Genomic DNA, 20,879 nt, shown 5'->3' with positions numbered 1-20,879 from the left:
GCCAAGATGCAAAGGGTCATGACGGAACGTATCGGAGGATGCGCGTGCGGCGCGATCCGATTTCGAATAACCGGCCCCTTGCTGGGCGTAGGCGTATGCCATTGCACGGATTGTCAGAAGGCGTCGGGCGGTCCGCCAAACTATGTAGCGCTCGCGTTAGACCCGACCTTTGAGGTCGTCAAAGGCGAAGCCAAGGCATACATCACCAAGAGCGACAGCGGCAACAATGCTGCGCGCATGTTCCGCTCCGGGTGCGGCTCGCCATGGTGGAGCGAGATACCCGAGTCGTCGCTAAAGGCGGTGAAGCTGGGTGCACTAGACCACAACTCGGACCTAACGCCCACCGTGCACTTGTACGTTTCGTCCGCAGCGCCATGGCACTTGATGCACTGGCGGCTACCTGCGTTCCCCAAAATGCCGCCACAGGCACCGCCGGGTGCGTGAATCGAAAGCCCCCTTCGGGCGGCTTTTTTTGGTTTAGCCACATGGACGAAAGGCAACTTGCTTCGGCATGCCATGACGAGTCCAGCCACGCAGATCGATGAAGACCTATAGCGTCGCCCGCGACTTGTCGTGGGTGAAATTCATTGTGGGTTTAGTTTTGTCGAGACGTCCTTGACGTCTTGGTGCATGGGTTTGCGCAAATTATTTCGGATGACCCTGCTTCACCCATCCAGAAAATATCGATCCCCGGCCTGCCGTTGAGATCGTGATAATCGCGACACCATGCGGCTTGTCGGCCTGGAAAACAAATGGTCATGTGATATGACCATTTAATTCACTGCATTGATTGCAATGGAAATAGGCGCTTTTCCAGTGACTTGTAGGTTTCGCGAAAGACTTTATTCATAACGCAAGAACAGGCGAATTCATTACGGAATTTCGCATTAATTTGCTTGCGTGACGGTATTCGCCAAAGTGATTTTTTCGCATTGACGCTTCGAATTTTCTTGATTAGCGTCAATTAATCCGTGAGCGGGAGGGTTGACGGATGGTCCCATGGCGGCGTCAGCACCGGCCTTCGCCGAATGCGTGCCGCTCGACAAAGTCTGAGCCGGGTTTGCTGTTCCAGGGAGTGGCAGGGGTAGCGCAAGTCCAGGCGCCAATCGGATCGCAAGACAGTCACGAAAGCTGAGGCCGTGCTCATACGGCAACCCCGTGCATGTGGTGCGTCGCACCGCATCGGGGAGGTGTTTTCTCAAAAAACGTCAAGGAGACAAGAATGACTGTTCGTATCGATTTGCGGGGAAAAGCATTGCGTCGTGCGTTGCTGCCGCTGGCAGTGTCTTTTGCGGTGGCGGGCTCGGTGCATGCGGCAACCGCGGATACGTGGGTAACCACGCGCACCCAGGCCGCCATGGTGCGTAGTGCGGCGCCGGCCACGGCGTTGACCACGGCAGCCACCACTGCCGGTACCCATCAAGGTTGGACGCTGAGCATGCACGGCGCACCCACGGTAGATGCCGCCCTCGTGTCACCGTTGGAGGCGAGCAAGCCAGTGCACGTAGAGCTGAGCTTGAACCTGCGCAACGTGGATCAGTTGCGCGCTTTCCTGCAGGCGGTGAACGACCCCACCAGCCCGCAGTTCCACCACTTCCTCACTCCCGCCCAGTTCAAGGCGAGCTACGCGCCGAGCGACGCCGACGTGGCCCAGGTCACCGCGCACCTGCGCCAGGCCGGTTTCACCAACGTGCACGTGGCCGGCAACAACATGCTGGTATCGGCAGACGGCAATGCCAACACGGTGAACGCCGCGTTCCGCACCACGTTGCGCACCTTTGCCTACGGCGGCAAACAGCGCATCGCCAACGACGCGCCAGTGCAGGTGCCGCAGGCGCTGGGCGGCATCGTGGATGCCGTGCTCGGCCTGCAGAACTTCAATGTGCCGCACACCATGCACCACATTCTGGGGCCGACCCCGCACGCGGGCGCGCAGGCCGTGGGCACGCAGGCCACCGGCAGCCAGGTGGCGCACAGCCCCAAGGATTTCCCGGCGATCTACGACGTGGGCAGCACGCCCACCGCGTCCAACACCACCGTGGGTATCGTGACCTGGGGTGACCTGACGCAAACCATCACCGACCTCAACACCTTCACCACCAACGCCGGCATGAGCAAGGTCAACACCCAGGTGGTGAAGACCGGCACCAGCGCCTATGCGGACGATCCGAACGGCGACGGCGAATGGAACCTGGACAGCCAGACCATCACCGGCACGTCCGGCGGCGTGGGCACCCTGGTGTTCTACACCGCGCCCAACTGCGACGCGAACGATAGCTGCCTTACCGATGCTGCCATCACCGCGGCCTACAACCGCGCCGTCACCGACAACGTGGCGAAGGTGATCAACGTATCGCTGGGTGAAGACGAAAGCGCCGCCAACAGCTCGGGCACGCAGGCAGCCGACGACAAGATCTTCGCCCAGGCCGTGGCGCAGGGTCAGACCTTCTCCATCGCCTCCGGCGATGCGGGCGTGTACCAGTGGTCCTCCGACCCGACCGAAGGTGCGCCCGGCTATGTGACCAACTCCGCCGGCACCGTGGAAATTTCGCTAACCCACTACTCGGTGAGCGAACCGGCCTCGTCGCCCAATGTAGTGGCCGTGGGCGGCACCACGCTCAGCACCAGCGGTACCACCTGGACGGGCGAAACCGTGTGGAACGAAGGGCTGGCGGCGGTCGACCCCAGCAACGGCGACAACAACAAGCGCCTGTGGGCGACCGGCGGCGGCGTGAGCTTGTTCGAAACCGCGCCGGCATGGCAGACCACGGCGCTGGGTTCCTCCGCCACCAAACGTCAGGTGCCCGACGTGGCCTTCGATGCGGCGCAGTCCACCGGTGCCAACATCATCATCCAGGGCACCAGCTACCAGATCGGCGGCACCAGCCTGGCCTCGCCGATTTTCGTGGGCATCTGGGCGCGCATTCTCTCGGCCAACAGCAACAGCCTGGGCCTGCCTACCCAGAACATGTACAAGTACTTCCCCACGGATGCGTCGCCGCTGCATGACGTCACCTCGGGCAACAACGGCTACAACGGCAACGGCTACACCGCCAAGGCGGGCTACGACAACACCACCGGTTGGGGCAGCCTGGATATCGCCAAGTTCAACGCCTACGTGACCAAGTACTGGGGTGGTAGCGGCGGCGGTGGCGGCACGGGTGGCACGCCGACGGCCAACTTCGGCTTCACCACCAGCGGGCTGACCGCCAACTTCACCGACAGCTCCACCGACAGCGGCGGCAGCATCTCCTCCTATGCCTGGACCTTCGGCGATGGCGGCACCGCCACTACCGCCAGCCCGAGCCACACCTATGCGGCCGCCGGCACCTACACGGCAACCGAAACCGTAACGGACGGCGTGAGCGGCAAAACCTCCAGCAAGAGCGCTTCGGTCACGGTGACCTCCAGCGCGCCGCAGCAGATCATCGGCAACCCGGGCTTTGAAACCGGCACGGCCAGCCCGTGGTCGATCAGCTCCGGCGTGCTGTGCAGCAACAGCACCTGCAGCGGCGAGACGGCGCACGCGGGCACGTGGTTCGCGTGGCTGGATGGTTACGGCAGCGCGCATACCGACACCGTGTCGCAGAGCGTGAGTATCCCCAGCGGCAAGAGCTCGGCCAAGCTGAGTTTCTACCTGCACGTGGATACCGCCGAAACCAGCACCACCACGGCGTACGACAAGCTCACCGTGCAGGTGCTCAACAGCAGCGGCACCGTGCTCAAGACGCTGGCCACGTACTCCAACCTCAACAAGGGCACGGGCTACACGCAGGCCAATTTCGACCTGAGCGCCTACATTGGGCAAACGGTAACGCTCAAGTTCACCGGCACCGAGGACAGTTCGCTGCAAACCTCGTTCGTGCTCGATGACGTGAACCTCACCGTGCAGTAAACGGGCACGCTCCATTCGCCCGAACGCCAACGGCCCGGTCAGCGATGACCGGGCCGTTTGTCGTCATACCGCACGTCATTCCTGCGTAAGCTGGAACCCAGCACGTCGCACGTCATTCCTGCGAAAGCAGGAATCCAGCAAGCCCCTCGTCATTCCTGCGAACGCGGGAATCCAGCATGCCCCTCGTCATTCCTGCGAAAGCAGGAATCCAGCGCCTTCAAGATTCGCCGGCGCTGAACAATCAGCCCTTCGGCTCTCGAAAAAACACCTCCAACGTTCGCCGGAATGACCATCCGATTCAGCGCCTCCCAAGCGGGCACGTTCCATTGACCTGAAAGCAAACGGCCCGGTCAACAATGACCGGGCCGTTTGTTTTGAACGTCGCGAAACGCCTTCAGCCGTTGGCTTCTTCAAAGCGGTTGGCGTCGCGGTTCTTGCGCACCTTGGCCGGGTCCCACACGCGGCCGTTCATGGCGATGTACACGCCATCGGGCAGCGTCTGCACGGCGGCCACGGCGCAACCGATGTTGAACACCGCATCCGAACCCTGGAAACGCGCCGGGTTCAGCGCGCCGGTGAGCACGATCACCTTGCCCTTGATGGCCGACAGCTCGCGCGCGGTTTCCACCATGGTGTCGGTGCCGTGCGTGACCAGCACGTGGCGATGCGGCTGCGCCTCGATGGTGGAGCGCACCAGTGCGCGATCCTCGTCGGTGATATGCAGGCTGTCCTTGCGCAGAATCGGAATCACGTCGAACTGAAAAGCGACGCCGAGCTGGCCCAGGATCTCGCCGATCTGCGGGGCACCGATCTTGTAGTCCGACTTGTCGTCGAAATAGATCTTGTCGATGGTGCCGCCAGTGGTGACGATGGTCAGATGCTGCATGGTCTGTGATCGCGAGGTAGGGGAAGCGCCCATTTTAGCGAGTGCCGCCTCCCCGTGCTCGTGAGGGTATGCCTAGCCCCGAATCCCGGCTCAATGGGGACCCAGCAGCAGGGCCGTGTCCGTGGCGTCGGCGTGGCTGAGCCGGGACAGGCCATGGCCCACGAAACGGCGCAATGCCGCCCCGGCATGGGCGCCGCCCCGGGGTGACATCCAGCCGTCGTGGCGAGCCAGCAGCGCCGCCGCAGCGCAGCGCGCCAGGGTGAGGGCCAGGCCGCGCGCCCCTGCTTCCAATGCGTCGCGCTGGCCCGCGTGACTGTGCAGGTAGCTGCCGGCCGCCGCCATGGCGGCGTGAATCTGGTGCCGGGCATGGGCGTCGATGCTGTCGGCCAGCCAGGTGTCGATAGCCTGTTGCAGCGCGCCGAACTGGTCGCCCGCCAGGGCGCGCAGGCTATCCAGCGAGAGCACGTTGGTGGTGCCCTCCCAGATCGCATACACCTGCGCGTCGCGCAGCAACTGGGGCAGGCCGGTATCTTCGATGTAGCCGGCACCGCCGAAGCACTCCATGGCCTCCGAGCACAGCCGCACGGCCAGCTTGCCGGTCCACAGCTTGGCCAATGGGGTGAGCAGGCGCAGCAAGGCCGCTTCGTGCGGGGCCGCCGTGCCGTGCTCCACGCGGCCGAGCAAGTGCGCCACCTCAAAGGTGAGCGCAAACGCGCCCTCGAATTCGGCCTGCATGTCCGCCAGCGTCTGCGCGTGTAGCGGTTGGTTGATCAGGCGCTTACCAAACGCCTCGCGGCGCATGGCGTAGTCGCGAGCGAGCGAGATGGCGCGCGCCATGCTGGCGGTGGCGCACACCGCGTTCCAGGTACGGGTGATGTTGAGCATGGGCGCCACTTGGCGCACGCCGTTGGCCAGTTCGCCCAGCGGCCAGGCCGGCAGGCCTTCCAGGTGAATCTCGGCGGTGGGTAGTTCGTGCGTGCCGAGTTTGTCCTTGAGGCGGTCGATCACCAACTCCGGTTTGCGCCGCTCGCCGTCCATGGTTTCCACATAGAACAACGCCAGCGCGCCGGGGCCGTGGCCGGCGCCTTCCGGGCGCGCCAGGGCCAACGCCATCTCACCCACCACGGCGGAGCTGAACCATTTGCGGCCATACAGGCGCCACTGGCCGTTGGCGTCCTGACGGGCGACAGTTTCGGTGCGGCCCACATCGGAGCCGCCGGTGTTCTCGGTCATCCATTGGCCGCTGAGCCAGAAGCTGCGCGCATCGCGGCTAAGCACGTGCGGCAGCGCGCGATCCAGCAGCTCCTCATTGCCGGAGGCCTTGAGCGCCGTGGCGGCGCCATCGGTCATGGCGAGCGGGCAGGTGTAGAACTCGCTGGCGAGGTGATACAGGTACACGCGGGCGAACTGTTCCAAGCGCGCGTGCTCGTGCGCTTCATGACCGGCCGCGAGCACCGCGTGGCGCGTGGTGAGCGTGGCGCCCTCCTGCCAGGCGGTGGTGAGTTCGATGCGGTCCACGCGCTGGCCCCAGGCGTCCCACTGGGTAAGCACGGGCTTGCGTCGGCTGGTGGCGCAGGCACGTTGCCATGCCATCTGCGCGTAGTCGCCGAGCGCTTGCAAATCGGGTTCCAGCGCGGCGCGCCGATGCGGGGGCAAGCTGCGTTCGAGCATGCTGAGCAGCAGGCGATCGTCACGATACGGATGCGCGAGCTGCGGCGGTTCTTGCAGGAATCCCATGGTCGGCCCTCGGTAGTGCGATAGCCGAGTATAGGCGCGCCGTACGGCGGCGTACCGAGGGCGCCGGCTAGGGTTTGCGTAGGCGCAGCAAGAAGCGGTCGGTGTGGCCGCGCAAGGACGGGTCGCGAATACCGAGCGTGTGTTGGTCCGCCGGGTTACGCAGTACGTCGCTTTCGCCGTCGAGCCGGAACCCGGCAGCGAGCCATTCGCTTTTCACCGACGCAACGTCGATGCGATGCAGGTCGTCGGTATGGCTCAAGCCGCTGCCCGGTGCGGCGGCATGGTCCAGCACGATCAGCACGCCGCCCGGCTTGAGTGCATCGAACAGGCCTTTGTCGAGCGCGGCGATGTTCGGCGAACCCATGAACGGGTCGTGCAAGTCGTGATAGTTCTGCGAGGTGAAAATCGCATCCACTTGTTCGGGCAACGTCATCGCCGCCACCGGCTGCAACAACACCGCGACATTGGCATAAGCCACGCGGCCGGCGAACGCGTGCAGGCTCTGCAAGCCCTTGGGCGCGGCCTTGTCCATCTCCACCGGTTGCAGCGCGTAAACCTTGCCCTTAGGCCCCACCAAGCGGCTGAGCAGGCGCGTGTAATAGCCCGAGCCTGGCATCAAATCCACCACCACATCGCCCGGCTTGATGCCGCTGAAGGCCAGCACCTGGGCGGGCTTGCGCTGCGCATCCTTGGCGCGGTCATCGGCGGGGCGCTGCGCATCGGCCACGGCGGCCACGATCGCATCAGGCGCGGCCTGCGCCACACACACACGGGCGACGGGCAACAGCACCACCAGCACGAGCAGCTTCAAGGTTTTCATGGCTACCTCCGTTGGGCGCGCGGGCCGTTGAGGTCACGCGCGTCAATGCACCACGTTGAGGGCAAACGCTGGGGTTATCGATGACGCCGTGCGTTGCCCCGAAGGAATCACGCGCACGCCAAACAGCAGACCGATATTGGGCGACCAGTTGTATTCCACGGCGGGCGCGATGCCGAATGCAGCGCTGGTGCCGCTGCCCAATCGCGTATCTGGCGGAAACGGGTCGGCGTTGCCGAGGTATTCCTCGCCGCTCACGCGGGTGCCGCCGTTGTGGCTGTAAGTAAGGTCCAGTGCCAGCACCCAGCGCTTGGTAAGGCTGTATTCCACGGCGGCGTCCGCGAACAGGTTGGTGCCGGGGCGCGCATGCCCGCGAAAATCCGCGTCGGTGCCATACACGCTCACGCCCTGCACATCGGCGCGCGAGGAGAACGTGGCGGACACGTTGAAACGCACGCGCAGGATGCGCCCGTTCGGCATCCACACGTACGTCTGCGAGTTGATGCCGATGGTGGTGCCATAGGCGCCGCTGCCCAGCCCGTTGGCGGGGCGATCGCCGAGTTGGTCGTACTTGCCGGTGGGCAGCGTCTCCTGAATCAGCACAGCGATGGTCGGCAGCCAGCTACCTTCATGAAACTGTGTAAGCCGGTATTGCGCTTGCACCGTCCAGTCACCCATCTGCACGCCGCTGCTGTTGCGCGCGCCGCTTACGCGGTTGTAGCCGAACACGGGAATGATGCCCACGGTCAGGCGATTGGCCAGCCCGTAATTGAGGTACGCGCGTGAGCCGAAGCTGTCCACGCCCTTGCTCTGCACGTCGTACAGATAGGGCTCCAACAACAGGTGCCCCTGGGGCAGGGTTTCGGCGGAATTGGCCAGCATGGGGCCCGTCCACCAGGCCTCCTCGCGCGACTGCGGCGCCTCCTGCGCGCAGGCCGCGAGCGGCGCGATCAGCACGTGCACCAGCAAGCCCAATGCGGCGAGGCGACGCCAGCGCGTCGATGGTCGGGGGGAGGCTTGTGCCAGTCGATTCATGGGGCGCAAGCTAGGCCCGAAAGTGGTTATGGGAAATAACCACTTTCAAGGTTTTCGATATAGCCACTTTAAGGAGCGCCGAATGAGCCGTCTGCCCGCCGGTTTCGTGCCGCCGGTTGCCCTGGACCCGCATGGCGGCGTGCCGATGTACCTGCAACTGTCCGACTGGTTTCGCCAAGCCATTTTGGGTGGGCAATTGCGGCCCGGCCAGCGCGTGCCCTCCAGCCGCGCGCTGGCCGGCGAGCTCAAGATATCGCGCATCCCCGTGCTGGGCGCCTATGAGCAATTGCAGGCCGAGGGTTACCTGGAAAGCTTCCAGGGCGCCGGCACTTGCGTGGCGCGCGCCATCCCCGAGCACCTGGCGCGCCCGGCGCGCGTGCGTCGCCAACGCAGCACGCCCGACGCACCGGCTCGCGAGGGCACGCGGCAGGTGTCGCGACGTGTAGCGAACATGCGCGGCCCCGAGCAGACCTGGCTGGGCAACTTGGGGGCCTTTCGCGTGGGTGTGCCGGCGTTGGAGCATTTTCCGCTGGGCACATGGGCGCGCCTGGTCAGCCGCCATGCGCGCAACCTGAGCGGGCAGGGCATGGTGTATGGCGACGCCATGGGGCATTTGCCGCTGCGCGAAGCCATTGCCGATTACCTCGGCGCAACGCGCGGCGTACGTTGCGACGCCTCGCAGGTCATCATCACCACCGGCTCGCAGCAAGGCTTGCAGATCTGCGCGCACGTACTGTTCGACGACGGCGATGCGGTGTGGATGGAAGACCCCGGCTACCCCGGCGCGCACCAATCCCTGCGTACGGCGGGCGCACGCTTGATCCCCGTGCCGGTGGACGACGACGGCATCAACGTGTCGTTGGGCGAGCAGTGTGAGCCGCGAGCACGTGCCGCCTACATCACGCCCTCGCACCAGTTTCCTTTGGGCAGCACCATGAGCGCCGCGCGCCGCATGCAATTGCTGGATTGGGCAGCGCGCGAAGGGGCGTGGATCATCGAGGACGATTACGACAGCGAGTTTCGCTTCGGCGGCCGCCCGCTGGTGTCGTTGCAGGGTACCGATGCACACGCGCGCGTGATCTACGTGGGTACCTTCAGCAAAGTCATGTTTCCCGCCATTCGCGTCGGCTACCTGGTGGTGCCTCACGACCTGGTGGATGCCTTTGCGGCGGGTCGCGACGCCATCGATACCTTCACCGCCACGCTCTACCAATACGCGCTCACCGATTTCATCCGCGAAGGCCATTTCGCCCGCCACATCCGCAGCATGCGCAGCCACTACCAGGCGCGCCGCGCGGCCGTGCTGGCAGCCATCGAGCGATATATGAGTGGCCGCCTGGAAGTGCTGGGCGCCGATGCCGGCATGCAGGTGGCCGTGCGCCTGCCCGCCGGCGTGGACGACCTCGCTGTATCGCGCGCCGCCGCGCAACGCGGCGTTTCCGTGCGGCCGCTATCGCAGTGCTATCTCAACGCACCGGAACAGGGCGGCTTGATCCTGGGTTACGGCGGTGCATCGCTGGATGAGGTCGACGAGGGTGTGCGCCAGCTTAGTCGTTGCTTTTGAGCTGGCTCGGCTAGCCCATGCCCGAGAGTCACGTAAACGTGCCATGCCTTACGAAGGATGGTCAGATTTTGATCGTCGTTTCTGCCAACCCCAAAAAGGGGGCGAGCGCATTAGGCGCTTTTCAAGAGCCGAAGGGCTGGTCATTCAACACCCTTGTGCTCGACGACTCATAGGCGCTGGATGACCAGCGCTTCGGCTGTTGAAAGGCGCTTCCAGCTTTCGCTGGGATGACGAGCAAAATGTCGCTTATTCAAACCTTCGCTAGAACGTGACGTTCCGCGCGTATGGGGCGGCATGTGCGTGAAGCCGCCGGCGCACGCGCTGACAGCGACGGCTGTGGCGTCTGCACGGCTGAAGCCGCATGGCGTAACGGGCAATCGCCTGACAAAGTGTTCCGTGGGGCTCTGCTACTTTGCCACTCGTTGCGCGTGGAGTGTTTCTGAATCCGCACTGCGCGCAATCGTGACCCTCGGGTCATGAAGCGCGGGCCGCGAGTGCAGCAACACTCACGACCCGCTGACCATCACCAACTGTTAGGAAGTTGATCATGGCTGTCCACGATCATACGGCACGCGCACGCCCGTCTTTCCCACCAGAGGCTACGCACGCGACCTCCGCCGACACGCTGGCTCCCCCAGCTGAGGCGCAGGACGCAGAGCAGCGGTTGTTAACGCTGATCGGCATTGCCCGCTCCGCAGACGCCTTGCTGGGTCTGCTGATGGATAGCGAGGAGGCTCTCCTCGCCCCGTCGCGCCGAGGTTCCCAGCCGGTACGCCAGCTTGCCCTAACCCCGTTGGAATCCACGGGGTTATCGTTGGCTGTGCATTACCTGCACTCCTACGCGCGCTTGTTGGGCCAAAAACCCGCCGCCAGCACCTGACCCGTCCGTTGATCGCCCCCGCGGCGCACCGGGCGTGTTGCCGGTGTGCCGCACCTTGGCGATGACGTACGCCTGAACTGGCATTTTGCCTACATATTTCGCTGCGCTCGCGCCGGCGTGTTTAAGCGTGCGCGCACATCAACCAAGGATAGTGATGAGTCGGATTTCTCTCACCCCGCGCATGCACGTTGGCCACCGGGTGCCGCTGCGCTCGCCAGCGCAGGTGCTGCTGCACGATTTTCTGCTGCCGCAGCGGCTGCCGTGGGGGCAGGCAGCCCGGCGCATGGGCGTCACCAGCTTGGCGCTGCAGCGTTGGATGACGGAGGGCGAGCGGACCACACCGGAGTTTGCGCGCGCCTTGGCGCGAGGGTTTGGCACCACGGCGTTTTATTGGATGGTGCTGGAGGCGCGTTGGCTGTTGGAGGGGGATATGAGGCCTTAGGGAGGGTCTGATGAAACGACATGCAGCTCGTCATTCCTGCGAACCCCAAGAAGGGGGCAAGAGCAGGAGGGGCTTTTCAACAGCCGAAGGGCTGGTCATCCAGTGCTTTTACGCTCTGGCGCTTACAGGCGCTGGATCCCAGCGTTCGCTGGGATGACGAGCAGCACCAGAGCATTGTTAGGGAGCTTTGATCAAGCGACATCTAGCTCGTCATTCCTGCGAAAGCAGGAATCCAGTGCCTTTACGCTCAGGCGCTTACGGGCGCTGGATGACCAGCCCTTCGGCTGTTGAAAGGCGCTTCCAGAGTTCGCTGGGATGACGAGCAGAACCAGAGCATCGTTAGGGGAGGTTTGATCAAGCAACATGGTGCTCGTCATTCCTGCGAATGCAGGAATCCAGTGCCGTTAAGCTCAGGCGCTTACAGGCGCTGGATCCCAGCGTTCGCTGGGATGACGAGCAGAACCAGAGCATTGTTAGGGAGCTTTGATCTAGCGACACGGTGCTCGTCATTCCTGCGAAAGCAGGAATCCAGTGCCCTTACGCTCAGGCGCCTACAGGCGCTGGATGACCAGCCCTTCGGCTGTTGAAAGGCGCTTCCAGCATTCGCTGGGATGACGAGCAAAACCAGAGCATCGTTAGCGGAGGTTTGATCTAGCGACACGGTGCTCGTCATTCCTGCGAACCCCCAAAAGGGGGCAAGTGCAGGAGGGGCTTTTCAACAGCCGAGAGGCTGGTCATCCAGTGCCTTTACGCTCAGGTGCTTGCAGGCGCTGCATCCCAGCATTCGCTGGGATGACGATCAAATTCAGCGTTTCCTTAGGGTGCGTTGGCGGCGGAGGGTGCTTGCTGCGAGGCGTTCTTCACGTAGCGATCGAACCAGGTGAGCATTTCGTACACCTCCTGCTCGTTGGATTCCATCGCGGTGTACCAGTGCGGTTCGTGCGGCAGCATGACCAGGCGCGTGGTGCCACCCAGGCCGCGAATGGCCTGGAACAGCTTTTGCGACTGCACGGGCTCGGTGCCCGGGTTGGCGTCGTCCATGCCGTGCATGATCAGCAGCGGCGACTTGACCTTGTCGGCATGGAAGAAGGTGGATGCCTGCTCGTACACCGAGGGTGCTTGCCACAGCGAACGACGTTCGTTCTGAAAGCCGAATGGCGTGAGCGTTTTGTTGTAGCCGCCACTGGTGGCAACACCGGCGCGGAAGAGTTGGGTGTGCGCAAGCAGGTTGGCGGTCATCAGCGCGCCATGACTGTGGCCGGTGACACCGATGCGGTTGCGGTCCACCACGCCCATGTCCACGGCTTTGTCCACGGCGGCTTGCGCGTCCATCACCAGTTGGTCGATGTAGGTGTCGTAGGCCGTGCGCGGATCGCCCACGATGGGGAACGAGGCGTTGTCGATAATGGCGTAGCCCGAGAGCAGCAGCAGGCGGTAGCCGCGCAGCACATCGAATTTCTGTTGTGAGCCGCTGATCTGTCCAGCCTGGCTGGGGTCGGCAAAATCCTGGGGGTAGGCGTAGAGCACGGCCGGCAGGCGCGTGCCCGGCTTGTAGCCGGGCGGCGTGTACAGGGTGAAGGAAAGCTCCACGCCGTCTTTGCGCTTGTAGGTCACCAATTGTTTGCCGATGCCACGCACCTGCGGCGTGGGGTCGGGAATGTGGGTGATGGGCGTGGCGCTGGAGGCCACCGCTGCCTCACCCGTGGCCGCGCCGTTGATGGGCTGGCCGATGGTGTAGAGCAACAGGTTGGGCGGCTCGATCGGAGATTGGCGCGCGGTGATGAAACGCTCGCCACCAGGCAGCACCGCTAGCGGGCGCTCATAGCTGTCGGCGCTGCTGCGGAACAGTCGCTCCGTGTGACCGCTGGCGAGGTTGTAGCGATCCAGAAACGGGCGATCCCCCTTGGGCGTGCCGCCGGGGCCGGCCAGGTACACGTTGTCGCCATCCTGGCGCACCACGCTGGCGCCGTTGGGCAAGGTTTGCGTGAGCAGGCTGCCGGGGTTGTTGTAGATCTCGTTGAGCGAGTAGTCCCAGAGGGTGCGCGCCGGCTTGCCGGGGTGAGCTACGTCGATGCGCGTGATGTGGATCCACTGGCGATTGGCGTCGAACTCATAGACGAACGGCTCATCGCCCTGGGCGAGCCAACGCATGCCGCTGAAGCGCTGCGTGGTGCGGGCGACCTCCTTGGGCTTGCCGCTGAAGGGCGCGCTCCACAGCATGACCTTGTCGCGCTGGGGTGCGTTGACCTTCCAGTCGCCCTGATCGAGCGCTTCGGGCCACACCAGGGTGGCGGGCGCGTTGGCGCGCCATTCGAATTCGCGCGGGCCCACGGGCACACCGCGAACCGGTACGCGGTCGGCGACCGGCAGCGAGGCGATGGGGGCGGACTGGCCGGTGCGCACGTCCAACACGCTCACGTCGCGCGCGAAGCGTTCGTAGGTGGTGACGTAGGAGTAGGGTTTCTTGAGCGTTTCGACCAGCACGTGCTCGCCGTCAGGCGCGCCGGTGACGCCGGCCAGCACACCGGGCTTGCCCACAGCGTGAACTTGGCCGCTGGCGACATCGACCACGGCGAGCTGGGCGGTGCCGTAGTAATCGAACTGGGCTTCGTCCTCGGGGCTGGCGAGTGTGTCGCGCGCCTCGTAGGTGCTGCTTTCACCTTTGCCCTGAATGGACTCCTTGATCTCCGGGCCGCCCGTGGCGCTGACCTTGGGCGCCTGGCCCTGGTTGGCGGGCACCAGTTTGACCAGCAGGGAGTCGCTGTTGTGCAGCCACTGCACGCTGTCTTCCATCACCGTATTGAGCGATACGCCTTCCACGCGATGCGCCGCGCCGGTCAGGGCGTCGCCCAGCCACAACTCGGTGCGCTCGTTGGTGGTGTTGGTAAAGGCGAAGCGGTGGCCATCGGGCGACCACACCGGCAGGCCAGGGCAGGCATCGGCGGGCAAAGTCACCGGCGTTTGCTGGTGGCTGGTTACGTCTTCGAGCGTGAAGCTTTTGAGGCAACTGCGGATGCCGTAGCCGCTGGAGGCATCGTGGCGGCTACGGTTGCGCGGCTCGATGCGCAAGCCGGCGAGCTTTACGTAAGGCTCGGCCACGCGTTCGATGGACGGGTACTGCGACTGCTCCACCAGCAGCATGCGCTGGCGGGTGGGGTCGAGCATGGGTACTGCCGGCAGGGGGGCGTGCATCACGCCGAGCAGGGGCTCCGGTGGCTTGTCGTAGCCGGCCTGCAAGGCCGCCGGCAGCAAGGCCAGCAGGCCGATAAAGAGGGGGGCTCGCCGACGAGGGGTGGCAAGGGGCATCGTGCATTCTCCCTGGGGTGATTATCGGGAGATAACACAGCGGCCTTGCTCGCCCTCCCTGCTGGAAGTCATGGCACGCAAAATTTTTCGATTGGGGCTCTTGGAGGCTGTTGACGATCTCCGTGTCGCTCCCGCAACCCTTCGGGCCGGGGCGGGCAACGCGGAAATCTTGAAGTAGCTCTTAGGCCGGCGACTTGTGGCGCACGCCCCAGCCGAGGGTGCCGATAAGGGTGAGGGTGAGGGCGATTTCGACGAGTGCCAGCACGCGCTGATCGGGCGCGCTCCAGGCCTCGCTGATGCCGTGGCTGAAATAGAACAGGCTGAGGATGCCCACCCACAGCAACGCGCGGCGCACGTTGCCCAGCGCAAGCAAGGGCAGCAACAGCGGCACCACGGTGAGGGCAAGCACGCCGACCAGCGGCATGTGCTGGGGCGGAAACAGCCAGCCATGCCAGGCCAGTTGCAGCACGGTAAGCCCGGCCCAGGCGACCAGGCCCAAGCGATAGGGTGTCGGCAGGCGCGCGCTCATGCGGTGGCGCCCAGGCGGCGCGCCACATCGGCAAGGCGGCGGCCCAGCGCACGGGCCAGTTCGCGTTCGTGCTCGCTGATGGCGTTTTCACCCTTGGCACCGGCCACGTGGCTGGCGCCATACGGCGTGCCGCCACTTTGCGTGGCGGTGAGTGCGGGCTCGGTATAGGGCAGGCCCACCAGCAACATGCCGTGGTGCAGCAGCGGCAGGGCCATGGTGAGCAGGGTGGATTCCTGGCCGCCGTGCATGGTGCTGGTGGCGGTGAACAGTGCGGCAGGCTTGCCGGCGAGCACGCCGCTGGCCCACTCGGCGCCGGTGGAATCGAGAAAGTACTTGAGCGGCGCCGCCATGTTGCCAAAGCGCGTGGGGCTGCCCAGCGCCAGGCCGGCGCATTCGATCAGGTCGTCGCGGGTGACGTAGGGCGCGCCCTCGTCGGGTTCGGGCGGCTGGGCCACTTCGGTCACGGGCGCCACGGGCGGCACCTGCCGCAGACGCGCGCGCATGCCCGGCACTTCTTCCACGCCACGTGCGATCAGGCGCGCGAGTTGGGCGGTGTGGCCGGTGCGGCTGTAGTAGAGGACCAGGATGTCTTGGCTCATGGTTTGGGCGATAGCGGCGTGATCGGTTAGTGTACTGGTCGATCAAGCCGGTGTTGCCCCTCTGTTCACGCCATGTCCATGGGCGGCAGCGCATCCAGGGTGGAGCCGACCACCGGCGTTGTAGAAGGAGCCGTCATGGCCTTGCGTTTCGACCGCGACCGCATGCGCAGCTTCAGCCATTTTCTGTGGCAGCGCTTTATCGACGACAAGTGTTTCGAGACAGCCGGTGCGCTGTCCTACACCACGCTGGTGTCGCTGGTGCCGCTGATCGTGGCCTCGCTGGCGATCTTTGCCGCGTTTCCGGCCTTTGCCGATGCGCGCGGCACGTTGATCCAGTTTGTCTTCAGCAATTTCGTGCCAGCGGCCGGCGAGCGCGTGCAGGAGTACCTCAACGGCTTCGCGGACAACGCGAGCAAGCTCACTGGCATCAGCATCCTGGTGATGTTCTTTAGTGCGCTGTCGATGATGGTGAGCATCGAGGATCGCCTCAATCGCATCTGGCGCGTGCAACGCCAGCGCGGCTGGGGATCGCGGCTGCTGCTTTACTGGGCGGCGTTGACGCTGGGGCCGGTGCTGATTGTGGGCGGGCTGGTGGTGGCGTCTTACGCCACGGCGTTGCCGCTGCTCAACGACGCGGCCGACCAACTGGGCCTACGCCAGCGGCTGGTCGGTGTGCTGCCGTTTCTGGTGACGTTTCTCACCCTCATGCTGATCTATATGGTGGTGCCCAATCGCCGCGTGCGCTGGCAGGAGGCCGCCGTCGGCGCGTTGCTCGGCGCCATTGCTTTTGAAGTGGCGCGCTGGGGTTTCGGGCATTTCATTCGACACGCGCATACCTACCAGCAGGTGTACGGTGCGGCGCTGGCAGCGCTGCCGATTTTGTTGCTGTGGATCTATCTATCGTGGGTGATCGTGATTCTGTGCGCGTCGATTGCAGCCTCGCTTTCGGCGTTTGACTACCAGCCGCCCTCGGCGTGCCTGTCGGAAGACGCCGCGTTTCTCGGCCTGCTCGTGGTGCTGCGTCATTTCATTGAGGCGCATCGGCGCGGAGAAAGCGTGGATATCGATGCGCTGCGTAACAGCGAACCCTCCTTGCGTCGCGCAGCGATCGGCAGCTACGTGGACGACCTGCAACACGCCGGCATGATCTCGCGCGACGAAAGCGGACGCTGGTTGTTGTCGCGCAGCCCGGACAGCACCGAGCTACGGCACGTCTACGCCTACAGCAGCTATCGCTTGCCGTTGCGTCCGGTGGAGGACGTCGAGGCCACCGGCATCGAACTCTCACCCGAAATGGTGGCGGTGTTGCACACTGCTGCCCAATCCCTGCATGCCACGCTCGGCAAGCGCCTGGACCAACTGTATCCGCCGCTGCCCTCCGTGCCCCCCGTTGCCAAGGAACCTGTTGCATGAGTTTGTTCAAGTCGTTCGCCGCCATCGCCCTGGTGGCCGCCTTTGCCGTGCCCGTTCATGCGGCCATGCCCGAACAGCCGTCGATCAAGGTGACCACCATTGATGGCAAGCCGTACGACCTGGCGTCGCAGCGCGGCAAATGGGTGATCGTGAACTACTGGGCCACGTGGTGTGTGCCCTGCATCAAGGAGATGCCCGACATCTCCAAGTTCGTCGAGACACACAAGGACAAGGTGGCCGCCATCGGCCTGGCCTATGACGACTCCGACCCGGCCGACATCAGGGCGTTTCTCGCCAAGCACCCGGTGAGTTATCCCATCGCCCAGGTCACGTTGGACAAGCCGCTGAAGGATTTCGACGAACCACGCGGCCTGCCCACCACCTGGCTGATTCGCCCCGATGGCAAAGTGGCGCAGCGTTTCGTGGGCACGGTAAACGAAACTTCGCTGGGCCAGGCGATCGGCCTGGGCAAGTAACCATGGCCGCCGCGCGCTTCTGGGTCAGCGGCCGCGTGCAGGGTGTGTTCTTTCGTGCCAGCACGCGCGAGCAGGCCCTGTCGCTGGCATTGACCGGCTACGCCGCCAACCTGCCGGACGGTCGGGTGGAGGTGGTGGCCGTCGGCACCGAAGCGGCTATCGATGCGCTGGAGCGCTGGCTATGGCAAGGCCCGCCAGCGGCGCAGGTGGATACGGTGCATCGCGAAGCTTGCGACGCACCGGCACACCATGGATTTCATACGCGCTGAGCGGGCTCTAAAAGCAAGGGCGCTGGACTCCTGCGGGCGCTGCGAATGGCCGAGCAGCGTTCCGGTATGGCGTGAACAATGCGCTGGTGTCGATCACCTTGCTGCTATTGCCCATTGCCGACGAATCCGAAAGGTCCGCTGCGGGTCGGGAGCAGACCCTACCGTAGTTCACGTGTCGTACTACAGCCGCCCAATCTCGAATGATCGCTGCCAGCCCTCGGCGCTTACCACGCGACCTGCTTCAAATGTGAACTCTACGCGGGACACGTACCCGTCTTTGCTATCGATGAACTCGACCTCGACCTTTTGCCTGGGGCAAGGATCTGCCGGCATGTCCATGTAGTTCCATCCGAGAAAGCGGTATGTGTCTGCTTTCATTTCTCGCGCAAGCCCGCGAGCGCCTTTCAAGCCCGTTCCCAAGGGCCGACCGACGTCGCCGCCGCCAAGACTGAAGTTCGCGGAAGGAGCGACCAGGACCGCGAGGTCTTCATCCGGGCCTGCCGCACGCTTGACGACTTCTACGGCACGAAGGATCAGGAAGCGGTCCAGCTCACTTGAGCGGGAGATATCCGGCATTCCGCATCCTGCGGGCGTGGCTAATGCTGGACTCGCGGCTAGTACCACAGCCATACAGACCAACCACGGATATGTTTTCTTTCCCACGCACGCCCCCTAAATTGACTCACTCGCCTACGAGCCTCCGAGGTCCGCTCCGGGTCGAACGCGGACATCAGGAAATGAGCGACGTTCAAACGCTCCAATAGCCGAGCGAGGCACCCATTGAATAGAGAACCGCTGCCATCCCACAAACACCTTCAATGATGACGTAAGTCCAGTACCTCCTCGGCTCCTTTGAACGCTTCACCGGGCGATGGAGGAATGAGAGCGCCCATCCGGCTTTGAGATCTATGGCCGTGAACCCCAACACCACGCAGCCAAAGAGAAAATATCCCCATTCTCGGGAAGACACCCCGGCGCCGTGACGCATCAGGTAGAAAGCGGCAAAAGCAAGCGCACCTAAGAGCAGTGGTAGCCAACCCGGATAGCCATCAAATTCGTCATCTTGAGAGAACTGGTCAACCACCACCTTCTCCTCCGTCCGTCAGGCTCAGATGTTGCAATGCTTAGGCGCGCGACATGTCTGCTCTGGGTTGCGGGCTCAATCGGTCAACGCAACACCCCAATACCGGGCCGGCGGAACGCCAGCTACCACAAGCCCTGGAACCCAATCACGCTGCCCGGCGGCCACAACGCTGGAGGTGCCTTGATTCCAGGAAAAGCCAACGTAATGGACGAACAAGATCGTTTGGCGGGCAGATAAAGAAGGCTAGACCTTTGAAATACCGATGAATTGCGATTTGATCAAAGTGTTGCGTTGACCGGTTGAAACGGCAGTTGAAAACGGACATAAAACACTTGTCGTTCTGGATGAGCAGACCTGAAGCCGCCCCTGGTGTTAGGCACCGTGCAACTCAAGCATACGTTTGGCCTCGTCCGGCACCTTTTCGTAGCTCGGGTACTCAGGCTCCATGGCCGCGACAATCTTCCATTGAGCAATGGCATCCTGCTCGCGCCCGCAATTGAGAAAAGACTCTGCAAGAAACAGCCGCGCATCGCCTAAGCAATATTGGGGCTTGAGCTCAACTCCTCGGGTTAGGGGCGCGACCGATTCATGCCAACGGCCAAGGCGCTGTAGACATACGCCATGTGCAACGTGGTAGCGGGAATCAGACGAATCAGCCGTCAGCGCTTCATAGAGAGCCAAGGCATCACCGTGATTGCCCTGATTCTCAAGAGCGAGAGCATTTCGGTAAATCGTGTCCGAGTCCATTTCACTCTCCAATTCCGCGCTGCATGAATGTCTGCTCTGGGTCGGAAGCGGACGCTCCACTAAATCGGTTTCAGGAAATTATCAGGGCTCGGCTCCTCGACACGCACATCCTTCTGACGAAAGTCCTCAGGCACATCGACGGCGCCCCATGTATGGCATTCCAGGGTCAATTCGTGCTCGCCCAGAAACACGACAAATCCACATACGACATTATCGGCGGTACCAACTATGGGCGGCACGCTCAACGTTCGCCGCTCGGCGGGAAGCTCGGGATCAGTAACAGTCAGGAAGTAACCGCACCCGGTGTACTCGTAACGAGCGGCCGCTTTCGGGTACCTCAACGCCCCGACCTGCTCCGGAGAAAGCACGCCCGAGACCAATCTGCGGATAGCCTCCATCTCGAATTCGCGAAGCTCCTCCACGAATGAAGTCGTCCAGGGCATGCCGGAAATTTCCTTTAGCTCTCATTCAATAGGGTGACGGTGGCTTCTTCGGCAACGTGCGCTGTGGGTCGGAAGCGGACATCCGTTTGGCAGTCCTATGCGAAACGAGGTAGCCCTAGAACAAAACTATTTCGTGAAGACGTAAAGAACGGATAGCACGAGCGCTGAAAAGAGTATCCACCAGATTACCTTCCCTTCGGGCGTTTTTGGCGACGTCCCACCTACACCAACCATGGCAGCTGTCCTTCTTGGGGATATGGAGTCCGCCTTGGGTCGGAAGCGGACCTAACCACACGGAGCCAACAGCTCCAATAGCTTGGCGAATGATGGGGCAACGAGCCAAGCATCTTTCGCCCCCATGCCAATGAACGGCATACGCACGACTGAGCCGATTGGGGATAGGGCTATGAGCTCGCCACCACCGTTGGTCGCAAACATGAAGTACCCAGGTGCGTACTCTGGAACCTCGTACTCCACGTTGTAGCGCAGCACCACGTCCTCCCCGTAGAACTCGCAGTCCAATTCCTGACTTGGAATATTTCGGATGAGCGGAGCTCCTGAACGGTAATAGTTCAGAACGTCATCAGGTATCTGCACTCTTAGCCCCTTCTATGCACAACATGAAGCAGTGGCGTCAGGTCTGCTTTGGGTTGCCGTTTCAACCGGTCAACGCAACACTTTGATCAAATCGCAATTCATCGGTATTTCAAAGGTCTAGCCTTCTTTATCTGCCCGCCAAACGATCTTGTTCGTCCAT

Annotated in this window: 19 protein-coding genes; 8 read left to right on the top strand and 11 right to left on the bottom strand. The window is 63.3% G+C overall.

The features are described 5' to 3' along the window. Nucleotides 1-6: 6 nt before the first annotated feature. Nucleotides 7-444 (top strand): GFA family protein, encoded by a 438-nt coding sequence (locus AC3G2C_RS16690; RefSeq protein WP_488385766.1) that lies wholly within the window; start codon nucleotides 7-9, stop codon nucleotides 442-444. A 778-nt stretch (nucleotides 445-1,222) separates the two neighbouring features. Beyond that, nucleotides 1,223-3,895, top strand: coding sequence for a protease pro-enzyme activation domain-containing protein (locus AC3G2C_RS16685; RefSeq protein ID WP_488385765.1), 2,673 nt, complete (start codon nucleotides 1,223-1,225; stop codon nucleotides 3,893-3,895). A 394-nt stretch (nucleotides 3,896-4,289) separates the two neighbouring features. Here the strand turns inward: AC3G2C_RS16685 and AC3G2C_RS16680 are convergent, their stop codons facing one another. The 4 genes from AC3G2C_RS16680 to AC3G2C_RS16665 all read right to left on the bottom strand — a co-directional run bounded on the left by AC3G2C_RS16680 (nucleotide 4,290) and on the right by AC3G2C_RS16665 (nucleotide 8,370). Then, entirely contained in the window at nucleotides 4,290-4,781 is a 492-nt protein-coding gene (locus AC3G2C_RS16680) for an asparaginase domain-containing protein (RefSeq protein WP_488385764.1), read from the bottom strand. A 90-nt stretch (nucleotides 4,782-4,871) separates the two neighbouring features. Further along, nucleotides 4,872-6,518, bottom strand: coding sequence for an acyl-CoA dehydrogenase family protein (locus tag AC3G2C_RS16675; protein WP_488385763.1), 1,647 nt, complete (start codon nucleotides 6,516-6,518; stop codon nucleotides 4,872-4,874). 67 nt (nucleotides 6,519-6,585) lie between these two features. Beyond that, nucleotides 6,586-7,338, bottom strand: a complete 753-nt coding sequence (locus AC3G2C_RS16670; protein ID WP_488385762.1) for a class I SAM-dependent methyltransferase — start codon at nucleotides 7,336-7,338, stop codon at nucleotides 6,586-6,588. 42 nt (nucleotides 7,339-7,380) lie between these two features. Then, on the bottom strand, nucleotides 7,381-8,370 hold the full coding sequence (locus tag AC3G2C_RS16665; protein ID WP_488385761.1) for a transporter family protein: 990 nt from the start codon (nucleotides 8,368-8,370) through the stop codon (nucleotides 7,381-7,383). An 82-nt stretch (nucleotides 8,371-8,452) separates the two neighbouring features. Here AC3G2C_RS16665 and pdxR point away from each other — a divergent pair, with 82 nt between their 5' ends. From pdxR to AC3G2C_RS16650, 3 genes are all read left to right on the top strand, one after another. After that, nucleotides 8,453-9,934 carry a MocR-like pyridoxine biosynthesis transcription factor PdxR gene (pdxR, locus tag AC3G2C_RS16660; RefSeq protein ID WP_488385760.1) on the top strand — a complete coding sequence of 494 codons (1,482 nt, stop codon included), beginning with the start codon at nucleotides 8,453-8,455 and terminating at the stop codon, nucleotides 9,932-9,934. 547 nt (nucleotides 9,935-10,481) lie between these two features. Further along, nucleotides 10,482-10,814 carry a hypothetical protein gene (locus AC3G2C_RS16655; RefSeq protein ID WP_488385759.1) on the top strand — a complete coding sequence of 111 codons (333 nt, stop codon included), beginning with the start codon at nucleotides 10,482-10,484 and terminating at the stop codon, nucleotides 10,812-10,814. Nucleotides 10,815-10,968: 154 nt separating this feature from the next. After that, nucleotides 10,969-11,256, top strand: coding sequence for a helix-turn-helix transcriptional regulator (locus AC3G2C_RS16650; protein WP_488383407.1), 288 nt, complete (start codon nucleotides 10,969-10,971; stop codon nucleotides 11,254-11,256). Nucleotides 11,257-12,072: 816 nt separating this feature from the next. Here AC3G2C_RS16650 and AC3G2C_RS16645 read toward each other — a convergent pair. From AC3G2C_RS16645 to wrbA, 3 genes are all read right to left on the bottom strand, one after another. Continuing rightward, entirely contained in the window at nucleotides 12,073-14,562 is a 2,490-nt protein-coding gene (locus AC3G2C_RS16645; RefSeq protein ID WP_488385758.1) for a S9 family peptidase, read from the bottom strand. A 181-nt stretch (nucleotides 14,563-14,743) separates the two neighbouring features. Next, the gene (locus AC3G2C_RS16640) at nucleotides 14,744-15,091 is read right to left on the bottom strand and encodes a DUF2069 domain-containing protein (protein WP_488385757.1); all 348 of its coding nucleotides are present in this window, start codon (nucleotides 15,089-15,091) and stop codon (nucleotides 14,744-14,746) included. Then, nucleotides 15,088-15,690 carry an NAD(P)H:quinone oxidoreductase gene (gene wrbA / locus AC3G2C_RS16635; RefSeq protein ID WP_488385756.1) on the bottom strand — a complete coding sequence of 201 codons (603 nt, stop codon included), beginning with the start codon at nucleotides 15,688-15,690 and terminating at the stop codon, nucleotides 15,088-15,090. The genes AC3G2C_RS16640 and wrbA overlap by 4 nt, the downstream gene beginning before the upstream one ends. 135 nt (nucleotides 15,691-15,825) lie before the next feature. On the opposite strand from wrbA, the gene AC3G2C_RS16630 reads away from it, so the two are divergent. From AC3G2C_RS16630 to AC3G2C_RS16620, 3 genes are read left to right on the top strand one after another with little or no spacing between them, the layout of a single operon-like run. Then, entirely contained in the window at nucleotides 15,826-17,103 is a 1,278-nt protein-coding gene (locus AC3G2C_RS16630; protein ID WP_488385755.1) for a YihY family inner membrane protein, read from the top strand. Next, nucleotides 17,100-17,579 (top strand): TlpA family protein disulfide reductase, encoded by a 480-nt coding sequence (locus tag AC3G2C_RS16625; protein WP_488385754.1) that lies wholly within the window; start codon nucleotides 17,100-17,102, stop codon nucleotides 17,577-17,579. Before AC3G2C_RS16630 ends, AC3G2C_RS16625 begins: the two co-directional genes overlap by 4 nt. 2 nt (nucleotides 17,580-17,581) lie before the next feature. Then, the gene (locus AC3G2C_RS16620) at nucleotides 17,582-17,848 is read left to right on the top strand and encodes an acylphosphatase (protein WP_488385753.1); all 267 of its coding nucleotides are present in this window, start codon (nucleotides 17,582-17,584) and stop codon (nucleotides 17,846-17,848) included. A 180-nt stretch (nucleotides 17,849-18,028) separates the two neighbouring features. Here AC3G2C_RS16620 and AC3G2C_RS16615 read toward each other — a convergent pair whose 3' ends face one another. The 4 genes from AC3G2C_RS16615 to AC3G2C_RS16600 all read right to left on the bottom strand — a co-directional run bounded on the left by AC3G2C_RS16615 (nucleotide 18,029) and on the right by AC3G2C_RS16600 (nucleotide 20,122). Further along, on the bottom strand, nucleotides 18,029-18,424 hold the full coding sequence (locus AC3G2C_RS16615) for a hypothetical protein (protein WP_488385752.1): 396 nt from the start codon (nucleotides 18,422-18,424) through the stop codon (nucleotides 18,029-18,031). A gap of 172 nt (nucleotides 18,425-18,596) precedes the next feature. Continuing rightward, on the bottom strand, nucleotides 18,597-18,932 hold the full coding sequence (locus AC3G2C_RS16610) for a hypothetical protein (RefSeq protein ID WP_488385751.1): 336 nt from the start codon (nucleotides 18,930-18,932) through the stop codon (nucleotides 18,597-18,599). A 372-nt stretch (nucleotides 18,933-19,304) separates the two neighbouring features. After that, nucleotides 19,305-19,679, bottom strand: coding sequence for a hypothetical protein (locus tag AC3G2C_RS16605; RefSeq protein ID WP_488385750.1), 375 nt, complete (start codon nucleotides 19,677-19,679; stop codon nucleotides 19,305-19,307). A 59-nt stretch (nucleotides 19,680-19,738) separates the two neighbouring features. After that, a complete protein-coding gene (locus tag AC3G2C_RS16600) occupies nucleotides 19,739-20,122 on the bottom strand; it encodes a hypothetical protein (RefSeq protein WP_488385749.1) in 384 nt (127 codons plus the stop codon). Nucleotides 20,123-20,879 lie beyond the last annotated feature (757 nt).

The organism is Frateuria sp. sgz306004, assembly GCF_057750885.1.
The sequence above is the reverse complement of the archived record's forward strand: the minus strand, read 5'-3'. Positions and strand labels throughout refer to the sequence as shown.

What these genes read in the sequence shown, in the direction of transcription:
- AC3G2C_RS16665 (WP_488385761.1), bottom strand. Translation starts at nt 8,370, where the DNA reads ATGAATCGACTGGCACAAGCCTCCCCCCGACCATCGACGCGCTGGCGT.
- AC3G2C_RS16600 (WP_488385749.1), bottom strand. Translation starts at nt 20,122, where the DNA reads ATGCCCTGGACGACTTCATTCGTGGAGGAGCTTCGCGAATTCGAGATG.
- AC3G2C_RS16645 (WP_488385758.1), bottom strand. Translation starts at nt 14,562, where the DNA reads ATGCCCCTTGCCACCCCTCGTCGGCGAGCCCCCCTCTTTATCGGCCTG.
- AC3G2C_RS16690 (WP_488385766.1), top strand. Translation starts at nt 7, where the DNA reads ATGCAAAGGGTCATGACGGAACGTATCGGAGGATGCGCGTGCGGCGCG.
- AC3G2C_RS16650 (WP_488383407.1), top strand. Translation starts at nt 10,969, where the DNA reads ATGAGTCGGATTTCTCTCACCCCGCGCATGCACGTTGGCCACCGGGTG.
- AC3G2C_RS16615 (WP_488385752.1), bottom strand. Translation starts at nt 18,424, where the DNA reads ATGCCGGATATCTCCCGCTCAAGTGAGCTGGACCGCTTCCTGATCCTT.
- pdxR (WP_488385760.1), top strand. Translation starts at nt 8,453, where the DNA reads ATGAGCCGTCTGCCCGCCGGTTTCGTGCCGCCGGTTGCCCTGGACCCG.
- AC3G2C_RS16655 (WP_488385759.1), top strand. Translation starts at nt 10,482, where the DNA reads ATGGCTGTCCACGATCATACGGCACGCGCACGCCCGTCTTTCCCACCA.
- AC3G2C_RS16625 (WP_488385754.1), top strand. Translation starts at nt 17,100, where the DNA reads ATGAGTTTGTTCAAGTCGTTCGCCGCCATCGCCCTGGTGGCCGCCTTT.
- AC3G2C_RS16605 (WP_488385750.1), bottom strand. Translation starts at nt 19,679, where the DNA reads ATGGACTCGGACACGATTTACCGAAATGCTCTCGCTCTTGAGAATCAG.
- AC3G2C_RS16670 (WP_488385762.1), bottom strand. Translation starts at nt 7,338, where the DNA reads ATGAAAACCTTGAAGCTGCTCGTGCTGGTGGTGCTGTTGCCCGTCGCC.
- AC3G2C_RS16675 (WP_488385763.1), bottom strand. Translation starts at nt 6,518, where the DNA reads ATGGGATTCCTGCAAGAACCGCCGCAGCTCGCGCATCCGTATCGTGAC.
- wrbA (WP_488385756.1), bottom strand. Translation starts at nt 15,690, where the DNA reads ATGAGCCAAGACATCCTGGTCCTCTACTACAGCCGCACCGGCCACACC.
- AC3G2C_RS16680 (WP_488385764.1), bottom strand. Translation starts at nt 4,781, where the DNA reads ATGCAGCATCTGACCATCGTCACCACTGGCGGCACCATCGACAAGATC.
- AC3G2C_RS16620 (WP_488385753.1), top strand. Translation starts at nt 17,582, where the DNA reads ATGGCCGCCGCGCGCTTCTGGGTCAGCGGCCGCGTGCAGGGTGTGTTC.
- AC3G2C_RS16640 (WP_488385757.1), bottom strand. Translation starts at nt 15,091, where the DNA reads ATGAGCGCGCGCCTGCCGACACCCTATCGCTTGGGCCTGGTCGCCTGG.
- AC3G2C_RS16685 (WP_488385765.1), top strand. Translation starts at nt 1,223, where the DNA reads ATGACTGTTCGTATCGATTTGCGGGGAAAAGCATTGCGTCGTGCGTTG.
- AC3G2C_RS16630 (WP_488385755.1), top strand. Translation starts at nt 15,826, where the DNA reads ATGGCCTTGCGTTTCGACCGCGACCGCATGCGCAGCTTCAGCCATTTT.